The organism is Verrucomicrobiaceae bacterium (assembly GCA_016713035.1).
Classification (GTDB): Bacteria; Verrucomicrobiota; Verrucomicrobiia; order Verrucomicrobiales; family Verrucomicrobiaceae; genus Prosthecobacter.
Window position 1 is genome coordinate 1 of record JADJPW010000015.1, and the last position, 15,629, is coordinate 15,629.

10 protein-coding genes and 3 pseudogenes are annotated in these 15,629 nt (G+C 60.0%); 4 read left to right on the forward strand and 9 right to left on the reverse strand.

Annotated features, from left to right (window positions below):
* Nucleotides 1-207: 207 nt before the first annotated feature.
* The 9 genes and pseudogenes from IPK32_25315 to IPK32_25355 all read right to left on the reverse strand — a co-directional run bounded on the left by IPK32_25315 (nt 208) and on the right by IPK32_25355 (nt 9,581).
* A pseudogene (locus IPK32_25315) lies at nt 208-713 on the reverse strand (hypothetical protein).
* Between the two features lie 230 nt (nt 714-943).
* Nucleotides 944-1,102, reverse strand: coding sequence for a hypothetical protein (locus tag IPK32_25320; GenBank protein ID MBK8095200.1), 159 nt, complete (start codon nt 1,100-1,102; stop codon nt 944-946).
* Nucleotides 1,103-1,242: 140 nt separating this feature from the next.
* The gene (locus IPK32_25325; protein ID MBK8095201.1) at nt 1,243-1,452 is read right to left on the reverse strand and encodes a hypothetical protein; all 210 of its coding nucleotides are present in this window, start codon (nt 1,450-1,452) and stop codon (nt 1,243-1,245) included.
* A 42-nt stretch (nt 1,453-1,494) separates the two neighbouring features.
* Nucleotides 1,495-2,886: pseudogene (locus IPK32_25330) on the reverse strand (hypothetical protein).
* A gap of 1,210 nt (nt 2,887-4,096) precedes the next feature.
* On the reverse strand, nt 4,097-5,749 hold the full coding sequence (locus IPK32_25335) for a YdeI/OmpD-associated family protein (GenBank protein MBK8095202.1): 1,653 nt from the start codon (nt 5,747-5,749) through the stop codon (nt 4,097-4,099).
* 682 nt (nt 5,750-6,431) lie between these two features.
* On the reverse strand, nt 6,432-6,959 hold the full coding sequence (locus tag IPK32_25340; GenBank protein ID MBK8095203.1) for an MCE family protein: 528 nt from the start codon (nt 6,957-6,959) through the stop codon (nt 6,432-6,434).
* Between the two features lie 32 nt (nt 6,960-6,991).
* A pseudogene (locus tag IPK32_25345) lies at nt 6,992-7,757 on the reverse strand (ATP-binding cassette domain-containing protein).
* Nucleotides 7,758-7,778: 21 nt separating this feature from the next.
* The gene (locus IPK32_25350; protein ID MBK8095204.1) at nt 7,779-8,522 is read right to left on the reverse strand and encodes an ABC transporter permease; all 744 of its coding nucleotides are present in this window, start codon (nt 8,520-8,522) and stop codon (nt 7,779-7,781) included.
* A gap of 225 nt (nt 8,523-8,747) precedes the next feature.
* Nucleotides 8,748-9,581 carry a hypothetical protein gene (locus IPK32_25355; protein MBK8095205.1) on the reverse strand — a complete coding sequence of 278 codons (834 nt, stop codon included), beginning with the start codon at nt 9,579-9,581 and terminating at the stop codon, nt 8,748-8,750.
* A 187-nt stretch (nt 9,582-9,768) separates the two neighbouring features.
* On the opposite strand from IPK32_25355, the gene IPK32_25360 reads away from it, so the two are divergent.
* From IPK32_25360 to IPK32_25375, 4 genes are all read left to right on the forward strand, one after another.
* On the forward strand, nt 9,769-10,209 hold the full coding sequence (locus tag IPK32_25360) for a 23S rRNA (pseudouridine(1915)-N(3))-methyltransferase RlmH (protein ID MBK8095206.1): 441 nt from the start codon (nt 9,769-9,771) through the stop codon (nt 10,207-10,209).
* Nucleotides 10,210-10,355: 146 nt separating this feature from the next.
* Nucleotides 10,356-13,385 (forward strand): PAS domain S-box protein, encoded by a 3,030-nt coding sequence (locus IPK32_25365; GenBank protein MBK8095207.1) that lies wholly within the window; start codon nt 10,356-10,358, stop codon nt 13,383-13,385.
* A gap of 15 nt (nt 13,386-13,400) precedes the next feature.
* On the forward strand, nt 13,401-13,946 hold the full coding sequence (locus tag IPK32_25370) for a hypothetical protein (protein MBK8095208.1): 546 nt from the start codon (nt 13,401-13,403) through the stop codon (nt 13,944-13,946).
* A gap of 57 nt (nt 13,947-14,003) precedes the next feature.
* Nucleotides 14,004-15,599 carry a TIGR03663 family protein gene (locus tag IPK32_25375; GenBank protein MBK8095209.1) on the forward strand — a complete coding sequence of 532 codons (1,596 nt, stop codon included), beginning with the start codon at nt 14,004-14,006 and terminating at the stop codon, nt 15,597-15,599.
* Nucleotides 15,600-15,629: the final 30 nt, after the last annotated feature.

The following is a 15,629-nucleotide window of genomic DNA, read 5'->3' on the forward strand; positions in this document are numbered from 1 at the left end:
GCAGTCGAGATCGAGTCTTCGCGGATGGATTTGAAGTTTCGGATGGAGAGCTTTGCTGAGTCTTCGCGGCGGGGCCGCGTGAAGCGGTGGAGTGCAGCACTGGAAAGAGTAACGCCCCCAAAGGACGGGTTTGGCAAGGGTTTGCCGAGGGCCGCTTGGGGCGTTGGAGTCGTTCGAGAAACGAACTTGGAAGTTCGTTCTACGGCGTTAACCCGTTCGCACGCTGGATCTGCGCGCGAGGACGTAGGGCAGGACGCCGCCAGCGCGTAGTAGTCGATTCGACGGGGTGTCGATGCGGACGACCAGCGGGATGTCGAAGGACGTGTGCCGTCGGACTTGTGGACTGGGAGGGTGGCTATGCTCTGGGCTTGAAGTCGTTGCTCGAGGCCCCAGGGAGGTCGAAGGTGGCATCGGCGAGGTCTTTGACCTGTGTCGTAGTCGGCCTTGTTCTTGAAGTTGCAGGGCAGGGACGCCCATGCCGACGAGGTTGGTGCGGTGGATGCGCTCGAAGCTCTCCGTGATGACGGCTTTCACGCCGAGGAGACGGGTCCCCTGGCGGCCCAGTCGCGGCTGGAGCCCATGCCGTATTCCTCACCACCGAGATGATGCTTTGGCGTGCCAGCGGCTTTGTAGGCCTCGGCGCGTCGTAGATGCTCAATTTCGGTGCCTGCGAGAATGGCCGGCGTGTCGCCGCCTTCTTTGCCGCGGAGCATGAGGTTCTTGATGCGCACGTTGGCGAAGGTCCGCGGGTCATGACGAGGTCATTGCCGCGCGGCTGCCATAGCTGTTGAAATCGGCCTGCGTGACGCCGTTGTCGGTGAGGCAGCTGCCGGCGGGGGGCTGGCTTTCTTGATGGCTCGGCCGGGCTGATGTGGTCGGTGGTGACCGAGTCGCCGAACATGCCGAGCGGGCGTGCGCCTTGGATTTCCACGATGTCCCGGGGTCATGTCAAGTCGGCGAAGAAGGGCGGATGCTGGATGGTCGTGTTGCCGTCCCACTCGCAGACCTCGCCGATGCTGCCCTGGATCTCGTTCCACTGCGGATTCTGCGACGAAAGTCGGTGTAGAGGCGCGGAAGACATCGGGCCGCAAGCGCGGAGCATGGCATCGCGCACTTCTTTGGGCGAGGGCCAGATGTCCTTCAATAGACGCCGCTACCGGCGACTACCCGATCCTTGCTCAAATCAATATCGACGGTGCCGGCGATGGCGTAGACGACGACGAGCGGGGCGACATGAGGAAGTTACCTTGATCTCCCGATGCACGCGGGCCCTCGAAGTTGCGGTAGTCGCTGGCGGAGGCGACGACATCCTGGCCTTTGACGACATCTTCCAATGCCGGCGTCGAGCGGGCCGGGGTTGCCGATGCAGGTGGTGCAGCCTAGCCGACGATCTGGAAGCCGAGCTTGCCGGAGCTCGAGCTGAAGGCCGGTCTTGGTGAGGTAATCGGTCACGACGCGGCTGCCTGGTCCGAGGCTGGGTTTTGACGGAAGGCTTCACGGTGAGGCCCTTCGCGTTCGCTTTCTTCGCGAGCAGACCCGCGGCCGAGCATGACGCTCGGGTTGGAGGTGTTTGTGCAGGTCGTGATGCGGCGGCGATGAGCACGGAGCCGTCCGGTGATGGTGTCTTTCGTGTCGGCTTTGCTGTTCACGACGACTTCGGCGGGCTTTGAAGGACTCCGCTTTGCCGAAACCACCGGCCTTCACATCCGCGCCGAGGAGGTCGCGGAACCTTCGTCCTCAAAGCGGGCACCTCGATGCGGTCCTGCGGACGCTTCGGACCGGACACGCGGCACCACGCCGCTGAGGTCGATCTCCATCTCGGTGGCTGAATTCGAGGCTGCCCTTCTCGGTGGGGATGCCCCACATGCCCTGCGCTTTGTGGTAGGCCTCGACGGTCCTGCAAAAGCTCCTCGCTGCGGCCGGTGCCGCGCAGGTAGGCGACGGTTTCTTCGTCCACGCCGAAGAAGCCCATCGTCGCGCCATATTCCAGGTGCCATGTTGGCGATGGTCGCACGATCCGTGACCGGCAGGCTGACCGCACCGGGGCCGGAGAATCCGACGAATTTGCCGACGACGCCGAGCTTGCGCAGTTTCTGAGTCACCTCGAGCACGAGGTCGGTGGCAGTGACGCCTTCTTTGAGCGCGCCGGTGAGGTAAACGCCGACGACTTCCGGCACGAGGAAGGTCACCGGCTGACCGAGCATGCCGGCTTCGGCCTCAATGCCACCCACGCCCCCAACCGACGACGCCGAGGCCGTTGATCATCGTCGTGTGCGGAATCAGTGCCGACGAGCGAATCCGGGTAATACACGCCGTCTTTCTCCAGCACGCCCTTCGCGAGGTATTCGAGGTTCACCTGATGCACGATGCCGATGCCGGGAGGCACCACTTTGAAGGTATCAAAGGCCTGCTCGCCCCATTTCAGGAACTGGTAGCGCTCCTCTGTTGCGCTCAAACTCCAGCGCGAGGTTTTGATTCAGCGCCTGCGCGTGCCGGCGAAATCGACCTGCACCGAGTGGTCGACCACCAGATCGACCGGCACCAGCGGCTCGACCATCTTCGGATTCTTGCCGAGCTGCTTCACCTTCGAGCGCATCGCAGCCAGATCGACCAGCAGCGGCACGCCCGTGAAGTCCTGCAGCACGATGCGGGCAACGGTGAAGGGGATCTCATACTCGCCGGGGCTCTTGGCGTTCCAGTTCGCGAGATTCTTCATCCGCCTCCGGTGACCTTCTTGCCGTCGAAATTGCGGAGCAGGGACTCCAGCACGATGCGGATGGAAACCGGCAGCTTCGAGACTTTGCCGATGCCAGCCTGTTCGAGTGCGGGCAGGAGTAAAATTTGCCAGATGAGCCGGAGCTGGTGGTGAAGTTTGAGGGAATTCATTGAGGGGAAGTCGAGGGAGACTGAGAGATAGCCATGCAACCAGGTTTGACACCCATTTTTTAATGTTCTGAGCGCTGTTTCGACAAAAACCGGGATTCCATACTATATGCATAAACTGATAGAGTTCCTGTGCGCCTGTTCTTTGCCGAGTTGCCCGGTTTCCAAGGAGTGCCTTCAAAAAGGCTTCCGACGAGGAATGCGCGACGTTTCGAAATGAACTCGCCGAGTCTCCTGACTCGGGAGACCTCATTCAAGGAACTGGAGGCTTGCGCAAAGCCGCTTTCTCCGCCTCGACGGGCGCGGCAGGTGGATCAGCCCGTGTAATCTACCTTTGGCTGCCGCATGCCATGCATCATCCTCTTCCATTTCTACACCAAGCAAACGAAAGCCAGCCTCAGTGCCGCTGACAAAAGCCCTCCGAGAAGCCGTCCATATCATCAAATCCTGACATTACCAGCCATGAAAGCCAAAGTGAACGAAATCGAATTCAATGCGAAAGCCTCGTCGAGCGAATACAGGCATTCGCCGCCCATGTAAAAAAGCAAAACACCGATGCCCAACATACGCATCACTCAGATGGCCGAGCCGCCGAAGCTGAAACCGCTACCTCCGGCGGACATCAAACGCATCCGCACTCGCCTCGGTGTGGGCCAGCCGCGCGCGCGCTTGGAACGTGCCGCGGAATACCGCGATCAGTTGGGAAAACGGAGTGCGCAACCGAAGCGGAGCCGCTTTGAAGCTATTGAGCCTGGTGGAGTCAAAAAGCCGGAGATCTTGGCTGTAGCCAGTTAGAACCGGTCTCCGCTCAAAAATCGACTCCTCACCGCGATCCGCGACTTTGGGGTAGCGGTGGCCACCTCGAGCTGGAGCGTGCACAGTGTTTGGCGGTAGATGGCGTCTGCGGCATCGCCGGCGGGCCAGTTAGGGCGGCCACGACGGAAGGAGCCATCGGGTTGCTGCGCCTCGAGGATTTGGGAGGAATTGCGCGTTGTAGAAGCGCCAGTCATCACCACCGGCCTGAAAGAAGGCCCTCTGCGTTTGATAATACCAGCAGTAGAGGTTGCAGTTGCGGTCCCAGTCGAGCGGTTCTGGCAGTCAGGAAGTCGCGCAAAAGGCCACGCCCTTCTTCACGGCGGCGTTTTTGCCCCTTTGCGAGCGTTTGCAGGCCCAGCAGGCCGCAGCCGGTGAGGCTCCACTGGTTGTATGCTCGTCACGGTTGGTTTTGCCGAAGCCACCTTCCTTCGTCTGTTTGGAAACGAGGTAATCGCAGCAGCGGTCGATGGCGCGGTCGAGGCCGTCGATCTTCAGGCCGCTGTGCTTCGCAGCTTTGAGCGCCTGGTATTGCCAACCGGTCACGGAGAGGTCTTCGCCATGACTCTGCGCACCGTAAGCATGATCGCGACCGCCGTAGGTCCAGGCACCGCGCTCGTTTTGGCTCGTGAGAATGAGGCGCACCCCTTTTCAAAGGTCTCGCGCAGTCCTGGCAGCCGTGCGCCACCGAAACGGTAAAACGAATACATCTCCGAGTGCGTAGGTAGCGATCCCGTGCTCGTAAGCCGCTGAGTTCGCCGTGGTCTGCTCCGCGAGCATGCCGTGCGGGTTTTTGGCCGCCAGCTCGATGAGCCAGAGCATGCCAGAGCGGACATTGTCGCCATAAAACGGCGAATCCGGAGTCTCGCAGCGGCCGAGGTAGCAAAGCAGCGCCAACCCGGTCATTGCGGCCTTTGTTGGAGCGGCCCCAGGAGCCGCCAGCATTCTGCTGCGTCTTCAACCACTCGAGAGAGCGACACCGCCTGCTCCACTGGGCTGCCGCCGTTTTGGCGGAGTTTTCCAGCCGCGACTCGGGTGGAACATCGTGAATGAAAAGATTCGGTGCACTGGCCAACCAGTTCCCCTGGCCGGAGCCACGAAAGCCATCCAGGCCATTCGATGCACCGGTATTCATGGTGCTGGCGGCATTGGCGGAACCGAGGCCCGCCCCTGGTTCTGGCAAAACGACATCATCCGGTGCTGGAAGATGCTCTGGCTTGGCCTCAGCGATCACGAGGCGTGCTTTGGGAGCTTTCTTGGCGAGTGTCTTCACAGCATTTTGCCGCTTTCGATGCTTCAAATCGTCCGAGCGGCCTGCGGGGATGAAGTCCACCTGCTCGCGGAAAACATCTCGCTTCATCCAGACGAGGCCCATCACGAGAAGGATGGCGGAATGAACTGTGATGCTGAGGAGTAAAGAGCTTCCGCCGAGTTTTTGCCAACGTGTGCGTATAGGGGAGTGCATGGTACTCCCATGACGCGGGAGTGCAAAGCTCGCGGGTCGGCCGTGAACACTTACCCCCTTCCGCTGGCTCCATTTTCGGCCGGAGGCGAGGGCGGTGATCGTTTCCTTTACGCGGCGGGCGATGGTTTCGGGCTGTTTGGCTTGGCTGATCCAGACTTTGTACTCACGCTGGCAGCTTGCTGTGAGCTTGGCGAAGCCTGCTGCGGCTTTGGGGCTCTTTTTGAGCGCGGCGGCCAAAGCGGGCGGCATGGGCCATTCCGCGCGTTTTTTCGTGGGCGGTGGTTTGGCGGTCAAATCGGCATCTAGGGCCACGGCGGCGTGCAAAAGGCGTTTTAGGGCCTGGGCGTCGAGTTTTGCGAAATCGGTGACTCGAACGGTTTGGATGCTCAGATTGCCTTCTTGCTCGCTAAAGAGCTGAGTGATGCCACGCAGCTCTGTGCCGCGAAAAAAAGGTGATGCCGAGGTGTTTTTGCAGGCGCTGAGAGCACAGACGAGCTTTCGCCCGCTGAAACAGAGCATGTGCCATTTGATGCTCTCTTGCAGATCCGGCTCCCAGCGTTGAATCCAGCTCCTGACTTCGCGAGCCATGTTTTGAGAAAATGGCGGTGCGAGATCGAGCCAAGTTTCTGGATCACGAGTGGGGTGCGGGAGCAGTCCATAGACGTGTGTGGCTCCACGGATGGAGCGGACGAAATGGTGTTGGGTCAGTTGCCTTGGAAAAAGCCGCGCTTTTTTCGGCTGTTCTGGCTGGGGTGCTGGGGCGGGCTGATCCTGCTGTTTGGCCCGTTCCTTGTCGGCGTTGTTTTTGTACCACACGGGGCCACTGGTTTTCATGTTGTAAAATGAGGTCGTGGAAGTCGGTTTTGAGCTTCGGATCGTTGATGAGCGCTCGAGCAGGCCTTTGCCGTTGGTGATGTTGCGTGCGGCGACGGAGAAGCTGTCGGCGGCTCCTTTGATGGATTTCATGGTGTCATCGGCACTGGCCATGACTTTGTCGAGCTTGGCGATGGGGGCGTCGAGTTTATCGAGGAGGGGACCGAGTTTTGCTACTGTCCTCGATGTTTTTGGAGGCGGCTTTGAAGCTGGCGGCGGCTTCTTTGAGATCAGCTAGGGTTTCTTTGAGGTGGGAGACGTTTTGTTCGGCCGAAAACTTTTTCGTCCACGCGGGAGACGGCTGAGTCGAGCTTGGAGACGGTGTTTTTGATTTTGGTAATGGTTTCATCACTGAGGGCTCCTTGATTGAGCTTTGTTGTCGCAGCTTTGATCTCGGCTAGGGCGGGGCGGAGGTCTTTACTGACGGCAGGCTTGAGGTCGTCATCGATGAAGGAGCTGACTTGTTTGCCGATTTTTCAGCGGCGCTTTGTAGGTTGCTGAGGCCGCCTGCTTCTTTGCCGACGATGATGACGGTTTGCGTTTCGGTGATGAATTTGTCGGAGATGTGCTTCGGTGGCTCGATATCGACGAAGGCATCGCCCATGAGGCCTGCGGTGGTGATGGTGAAGGTGGACTCGGCGGGGATTTTTTCGCCCTGGAAGATTTCGAGGTCGATGATGACGGCGTTGAAGTTCTCGTTGTGGCGGGGCTTGTTCTTCACCTTGCCGATGCGCTTGCCAGCGAGGACGACGGGGCTGGCCTCTTTGATGCCGGAGGCGTCTGGGAAGCTGACGCTGAGGTAAAAGCTGCCTTTGAAGAGATCACGCACGCTGCCGAATTGCAGGATGAGCAGGCTCATCATGAGCAGGCCGACGGTGAGAAAGAGCCCGACGAGGAGCTCGGTTTTTTTGTCGCGTTCTTCCATAAAGTTGAGGGGGAAAGGGTGAGAAATGAGGATCAGAAATCGACGTGGGCGCGGCCGGCGATGAAGTCCTGCACGACCTCGTCATCGAAGGCGCGGAGCTCCTCGCGGGTGCCGAGGAAGCGGATGACGCCGTCCTTGAGCATGGCGATGCGGTTGGAGATCTTGAAGAGGCTCTTCATGTCGTGGGGTGACGACGAGGGGAGGTGATGCCGCTGGCGCTCCTGGAGGCGCAGGATGAGCGTGTCGATGACGTCGGAGACGACAGGGTCGAGGCGAGGAGGTGGGCTCGTCGTAAAAGGATGCACTGGGCGCGGGTGACGACGGCGCGGGCGATGCCAGCACGCTTGCGCATGCCGCCGGAGAGATTGACGGGCAGCTTGTCGCCGTGCTTGCCGAGGCCGACGATTTCCAGGGCCTGGGTGACGCGGTCTTTGATTTCCTTTCGGTCGCGCACGCCGGACTCGACGAGCGGAAAGGCGACATTTGCGCCACGGTGAGGCTGTCAAAGAGTGCGCCGTTTTGGAAGAGCATGCTGACGCGTTGGCGCACGGGGGCGAGCTCACGCTCGCGCAAGCCATTCACCTGGATGCCATCGACCTCGACGGTGCCCTCGTCTGGCTGCATGAGGCCGATGACGTGCTTCATGGTGACAGTTTTGCCCTCGCCACTGGGGCCGATGATGCAGAGAGTCTCGCCACGGAAGACATCGAGGTCGATGCCGCGCAGGATGTGCTGCCAGCCCAGCTTTTTATGCAGGCCGCGGATGCGAATGAAGGGATCTGAGTGGTAATCGACCATGGTTGCGGCGCATGCGGGGGATCAGACGGCGTTGCCGAGCGGCCAGATGTAATTCAGCAGGATGGAGAGGAAGAAATTCACGATCAGCATGACGAGCGAAGAGATGACGACGGCACGCGTGGTGCCCATGCCGACGCCGACGGCACCATTTTCCGCCCGCAGCCCCTGATGGCATGCGACGAGGGTGATAATGATGCCAAAGACGAACCCTTTGATCATGCCGATGACGATGTCCCACTGGTTCGTGTGATCGACCATGTGGCTCATGAACCAGGATGCCGGAACGCCATAACCATAGACGGCGACAGCATAGGAGGCCATGAGGCCGCAGGTGATGGACTCCGCGACCAAGATGGGCATGGAGATGAGCATGGCGATAAAGCGCGGCAGCACGAGGAAATCGACCGGATGCACGCCCATGACGCGGAGGGCATCGACCTGCTCAGTGACCTTCATGGTGCCGATGTCAGCGGCCATGGCGGCCCCGACTCGCCCGCCGACCATCAATCCGGCCAATACGGGTCCGAGCTCGCGGCAGAGTGCGACGGAGACGATGGCCCCGACGGAGGACTCGACTCCGAAATCGACAAACTTGGCATAGGTCTGGAAAGTGAAGACGGCCCCTGTGAATGCGCCAGTGACGATGACGACAGCCTGCGAGCCGTAGCCGATGGAGACAATCTGATGGGCTACAATACCGAGCCGCCATACGCTGTGAATGAAGGCATGGAGTAGATCACGCAGCAGATACGCGATCTGCCCCATGTAGGAGAGAAAGTGCAGGAAGGTGCGGCCTGGGATGCGGATGACGTCGGTCACGAGATGCGCTCTTTAAGCGAAGGTGCTGAGAATGGCAATCCTTCAAGCTATCCGAAGATTTTCCTCCAATCCTCTCGCCTAACAGCGAACTACCAAAGCACAGGGCAGCAAAAACCCCGTCCGGCGGAACCAGACGGGGTGTGAAAGGAGCAGCTTTGCAAAGAATGGCGACTACTGCGGCGGGACGCGGAAGAGTTTGCCAGTGTAAGGACATTTCACTTCCATTCCGACAGGCAGGCCTGTGACATCGACGAGCTGGTGCTTGGCAGCATAAGGGCTATTCACAAAGCCAGGGCGACCGGAGATGGAGGTGCCGTAGGGGAGATCAGGAGCAGCGGGGGCCTCGACTTTGGGCTTCGGCAGGGTATTCACAGCAGGGGTGGGCTTGCTGTTATTGAGGGCTGCGACATTGGTGTTCGGGACCACGTCTGTTTCCATACGGGGAGCGGTAGGAGTCACTTTGGGCTCAGGAGCCGAGACGATTTTAGGCGTCGTGGAGACTTTAGGAGCAGAGGCGACGGCGTTGCTGATGCCATTGGGGACCAAGAAGGGCTTCTGCGTGTAAGGGCAGACCACTTTGGAGCCAGCTTCCATTCCACGCACATCGACGAGGCGGGGAGGATTGGTGAAGGGGGAGCGCACATAGCCAGGAAGCTCTGACGCGACAGTGGCTGTCGGCATCGGAGTGATCTTTGGCTGAGGGAGCACGGGAGCGGAGTCAATGCGGTCCTCAATCGGAGCGCTGACTTTCGGTGTGCTCACGGCAGGCGTGGTAGAGGCATAGACGCGAGGAGTCTGGATCCTCGGTGCGGCAGCGGCCATCGGCTGCATACGTGGTGTGCTATTGATTTGCAGAGGAGCTCCATCGCTCATCATAAAGGGGATCAATCCCTGGGACTGAATCTGCCTCCAAGCCTGACCGGGGGGCAAGGAGCAGGAGGCGAGCATAAACGCAGCCGCACCAGCGCTGGCACGGCAAAGGATGGTCAGAGAACGTGAGTTCATAATGAAGGCGTTGGCTGTTTAAGGTTAAAGAGCTATTTTGAAATTAGCTTTCTCATTTTAACGATTCTTTTAAAATGTGCAACAACAACGATGACAGGAATAGGTAAAATATTTCAAATAACCAAAATTACCATGACTTAGTCGATTTGTTGACTTGGCATTTTTCCGAGTCCATGCCGCCCACCACATGAACTGGCGCATTATCACTGTAGGCAAACCGGCTTTTTCCTGGGCTCGGGAAGCGGTAGAAACCTACTTAAAACGCCTCCAACATTACACTCGGCTTGATCAAGTCATCCTCAAAGAAGGCCCTCGTGCCAGTGTAGAACAACAGATGCTCACCGCATCAGAAAATGCACTGCGCATCGTGCTCGATGAGCGCGGCGAGCCCCGTCGTAGCGTGGATCTAGCGCGTTGGATCGAAAAACAGCATCTCGCTGGAACGAAGCGTGTCTGCGTGCTCATCGGCGGTGCGGATGGACACTCGCCAGAGCTGCGAGAGAAGGCGGATGCTCTCTGGCGACTCTCGGACCTGACGCTTCAGCATGAGGTGGCCTTGATCGTGCTTCTGGAGCAGATTTACCGAGCCCATACCATCCTGAAAAAAGAGCCTTATCACCGAGAATGAGGCACTTATTGTCTTTTGAAAGGATTCTTGCCATCGGCGGCGTTTTTTGCTGAACTGAGTCGCAAATCTTCATCTTTTCGCCTTGTTGAAAAGCTTGGGCTTGTTAAATTATTAAAATTTCCCGACTTTCATCCTCCCGCCTCTCAATGTCGTCTTCCGTGCTCAAAAACGTCATCCAGCCCAAGCTGCAGACGATCCGTATCATCCAGCCTGCCGAGGAGAATAGCCTCCAAGCCAAGCCCATTCAGTCCCGGCAGGAGTCCCCTGCCCCCTCCGACACGGGCGATGATATGCATGCTATATTGGGAGCCATGGTGGAGAATGCTCCGGTGGCGATGGCCATCTTTGACCGCGGAATGCGCTACATGCTGGCCAATCGGCAGTGGCTGCGAGAATTCGGACTCCAGCATGTGCAGCCGATCACGGGTCGTAGCCAGTATGAGATCTTCCCGAACCTGCACCCCGGATGGCGACAGGTCTATGAAAGAGCTCTCCAAGGCCATATCGTCAGGAGTGAGCACGACGCAGATGGTCGCCGTGTGATTTACCGCTGGGAGGTGCGGCCCTGGCGCAGGCACAGTGATGCCAGCGTGGGTGGACTGATGGTGACTTGTGAGAAATTCAACACCGGAGCCGTGCCCGCAGAAAGTGATGAGCACGATGCAGCGGCAGAAAGTCAGGAGGCACCGAAAAGCGCTGCCCCCGTGCAGCCGGACCCGTTTGATTGCTCACTCGCGATAGCTGCTGCGCATCTGGTGCTCGACAAAGGCATCGCCGAGGGGAAGACGACTTTTTGGGATGCCTACAATTCCGCAGCGGATGCGCCGCGACTGCGCCAGCAGTATGCAGAGGTCTGTGCCGCACATGAGCAGGACCGCGATGCGGCACCGCAGATGATCTCCACACGGAGAAACGGCAGCGGAGAGCAGCGCTGGCTCGTCTCTGCCGTGCATCCATCGAAAAGACAGAGTGAGGGTGCTGCGCAGACGCTTTTTACCGCGCTGTGCGTGCCGGAGTCGGTGATTCCTGCCGCAAAGCCAGCCCCGAAGCCGGAACATGTGCTGATGGCGGCCATGGCACCTGTGGCTAGCCCTGTCGCACCGCCGCGTGAACTGACTGAGAATCTCCAAAACCTGGAGCGGGAGCTCTCCCGTGCGAAGCAGGAGCTGCGCACGATGCTGGAGGCGGAGCGCGGCTTTGTGAAGCGTGAATCTCGTCTGCGGAGCTTCCTAGAGGCTGCTCCTTGTGGGCTCTTTGTGCTCGATGAGCGTGGCACGCCGATTTACCAGAATGAGCAGGTCGCGAAGATGCTAGGACGCCCGATTGATAAGGAGACAGGCGTGGAGGCCTGGCTAGCGGCGGCATGCCCCACGGCAGAGCACCGGGAGCATGTGGCAGTGGCTTGGCGGGAGAGTGTGTGGAGGAGGCAGCTCACGCGCACGGTCTCGCTGGCTACGGCAGACGGCTTGCTCAAGGAGATCGAGTTTCATCCCGTGGCACTGCCAGGTGGCTCGCTGCTGGTCAGTATCCAGGATGTGACGGAGGGCTGCCGTCATGAGGAGCAGCTACGCGGTCTAGAGGCGAAATTCCGAGCGCTACTGCACTCTGATCCAGCGGCGATCGTGCTGACGGACAAAACGGGGGTCATCTTCGAGGTGAATCCGCATGCGGAGTTGCTGCTGGGGCAGCCGAAGTCGGAGCTGCGACGCTATCCGCTGGATGCGTGGCTGGAGCCCGAGAGTGCGATGATGCGGCGTGAGGCGCTGCGGGCTCTGCATGGCCATGAGGCGCTGCCAGAGCCGCTGACCGTGCGTGTGAAGCGTGCCGATGGCAGTGGCGAGGATGCACGGATGCATCTGGCGCTGGTGCTGGATGGAGAGGGCGAGCCACATTGTACGCTGCATTATTTCCAGGCACCTGTTGCGGTGCCCATTGAGGCTCCTATGGCTGAAAAAGTCGCTGAAACGGCCTCCCAGGTGCCTGAAGCAGCCTCGGTGCTCGATTTTGCTCCACCGCCGTTTTTGGCTCCTCGGGCGGATTTTTCGACTTCGGAGGTCAAAGTGCCTGCGGAGCCGATTTATGTCGAAAGGACCATTCCGATCACGGAGACGCTGACGGTCGATTTACTGGCTTGTGATGCGAATGGTCGTATCACGGCCTGGAGCGAGCATGCGCGGGATATTTTCGACATTGATGCCGCGACGGCGACGGGGCGGCCGCTGCATTTGCTGTTCCGACCTTCGGATGCGACGGGCTTTTTCTTTGCGCTGGCTGGCCAGGCTGCGACGCCGGAGGTAGAGATCGAGCACTCGTATTTCGGGGCCCAGGGGCGTGGGAGCATGCCGCTGAGTGTGAGCGCTCGTGAGGAGGGCGGCTACTACCTGCGGACGAGACGTGAGATCACTCGCTACGAAACTGTGCAGGAGCTAGTGGCACCTGCGGAGCCTGTCGCTATGCCGATGGATACCGCGCCGCGCCTGGAGCCACAGCGCAGCGGTGCGATGGCATTCCAGTTGGTGGCTGCGCCGAGCCATCCGTGGCCAGTGGCGGATTTGGAGCGTGAGAAGCTGATGCTCAGCGAGACTCATCACCGCATCAAAAACCACCTCCAGATCATCTCCAGCCTGCTGAACATGCAGATCAATGGGGTGAGCGATCAGCATGCACGGGATGCACTGCGAGCGAGTCAGAACCGCGTCCGCGCCATCGCGGCGCTGCATCAGCATCTGCACCAGGTAGCGATGGGAGGTGCGGTGACGTTCAGCGGCTTTGTCCATGAGCTGGTGGAGCATTTGCGCGACTGTTACCAGACGCGGGCTGAGCAGGTGGAGGTAAGACTCGATATCGAGGATGGCGACCTCCAGCCTGAGTGGCACATGCCGCTGGCTCTGACGCTGAATGAGGCCCTATCGAACAGCTTTGAGCATGCCTTCCCACACGGACGGCGTGGCTGTATCCACGCGACGTTGCAGTACCTCGATGGTCTGGGCGAGCTGGTGGTGCGTGATGATGGCACGGGGCTGGCCCCCGGCTTTCATCCCACGGAGAGCCAGGGACTGGGACTCAAGATCCTGGCCGTTTTCGCCGACCAGATGCGTGGGCAGCTTTTTATCCAAGGTGCGCCGGATGGTGGCACGGAGGTGCGGCTGCGCTTCCCGGTGGGGAGGAAAAATTGATCTGTGACAGGCCGTATGGCCGCGCCAAGATGTGGCCCCGCCCGCCCAGACATGCTCGCCCAGCCCCAGACTACGCCCGTGCCTCCGCCGCAGCAGCTTTTCCGGCTGTATGATGCGGGTGTGCTGTCTCGCGAGGAATTCCAGCGCTGCATGGCGGTGCATGCGCGGGAGCTCATCGTGGAAATGGAGCAGGCGCATCGCAATCCGCTGGTGGCCGCCTATCACACGCTGCTGAATCGCCGTGAGGCGGCAAAGTGGATCCGCAAGCACGGCGAGCCCCTGCTGCGTGAGGTGCTGGCCGCTCTGGCGGAGGAGGATGGCTTCCCCCCCGCGAAGTGGCTGTGGAATGCGCTGCATCCGCACATCCCGGCGCATGTTTTCTTCCGGGTGCGTGGCTCGCCGGTGTTTCGTTTTCAGAAGATGGATGCCGCCCCACAGGCGGTGAAGCTGGTGGTGGAACACGGCGGCACGGAGACGCTGCCACCGCAGGTGGAGGAAATTTACCTGCGCCGGAGCAGACAAGCACGTCTTCTGGTGGAACGACGCGTGATGTTGCGCTAAGAGGCCCGCCCCCTCGCTCAAGACCTCCCCCGCCCTGCCCTTTTTCGATTCCCCAGCATGTTTGCCAAACCCCCAGCGCCTCTTTCTCTCTTCGCCTGCGCCATCCTGGTGCTGGTGGCGCTGGGTATCGGAGCATATTACCGGCTGCCGAGTCTGGAGGAGAGGCCGATGCATGCGGATGAGGCGATCCTGGCGGTCAAAACACTGCAATTCCAGGCCCAGGGCCACTTTGAGTACGATCCGCACGACTTCCACGGACCAGCGCTGCATTACGCCACATTGCTTTGGTCAAAAGCCGCTGGCTGGGGCTCCCCCGGCACCTGGACGGATGCAGAGCTGCGCATGGTCAGTGTGGTAGCGGGGCTGCTACTGCTGGTGGTCACGCTGCTGGTGACGGATGCACTCACGCGGGTGGGGGCGGTGTGTTCGCTGCTCATCCTCGCGGTGTCACCGATGCAGGTTTTTTACTCACGCTATTTCATCATGGAGATGCTGCTGGTGCTCGCCACTGCGCTGAGCCTAGCGGCACTCTGGCGGCATAGTCAGGGTGGTGGAAGAGGCTGGCTGGTGGTGGCTGGCGTAGCGCTGGGTGTGCAGCACGCGACGAAGGAGACCTTCATCCTCCAAGTGATGGCTGCTCTCGTCGCATGGGTGGTGGCGACGCAGCTCTTTGGTGGCTTTGCTCAGAAAAAAAGCGGCTTCTCGCTGGGACTGCGGAGCACCGCTGCCTCGCGACCATGGCTATGGGTGCTCGTGCCTGCCGTGCTGGTGAGTGTGGCGCTTTATTCAGGCGGATTCCGTGATTGGGAGGCTGTGAAGAACAGCGTGCTGACCTATCAATACTACTGGGAGCGGAGCGATGGCGCAGGGCATGAGAAACCATGGTGGTATTACCTCACGCTGCTCACTTGGTTCCGCGATGGTGGCGTGCGCTGGAGTGAGGCCTCCATCGTGCTGCTCGCGCTCCTCGGCATCGGCCACGGCATCATGGGGAATCACACCAAGCGGGAGCCCCGGCAGGCCTTTCTCGTCTTCCTCGGCACCTATGCCCTTCTCCTGATCGGTGGGTATAGCGTGCTGGCCTACAAGACGCCATGGACCATTCTGAATGCCCAGTATGCTCTCATTTTGCTCGCGGGTTATGGTGCTGCCATCTTGCTACGCACCTTTCAGCGGGGCTGGAAGCGGCATGTGCCCCGTGTGGCCTTCATCCTCATGCTCTACCACCTCAGCAGTCAGAGCATGCTCGCCATCCATCACTACTGCGCGGATGCCAGCAATCCCTACGTCTATGCGCATACGGTGAAGCGCTTCCCCCGCCTGCTCGATCAAGTCGCTGAGCTAGAAAAACACGGCCCTGGTGAGCCACTGCCGATACTGGTCATTCATAAAGACCGAGGCTGGCCGCTGCCGTGGTATTGGCGTGGCAATAACCAGATCGAATACCGCGATAGCATCCCTGATACTCCCACGACTGCTCGCATCGTGCTGGTAGCTGCGGAGCAAGCCGCTGCGATGCAGGCCAAGCTAACGGGCTGGCACGACAACAGCTTCTACACCCTACGCCCAAACGAAAACCTCGTCATGTATGTCGAGCCTGCACTCTGGCAGCAATACAGCACCGCCAAAGCGGCTGATCCCACCGCTCCCTAAGCATCACGCGTCTCAGCTACACGTCCGCGA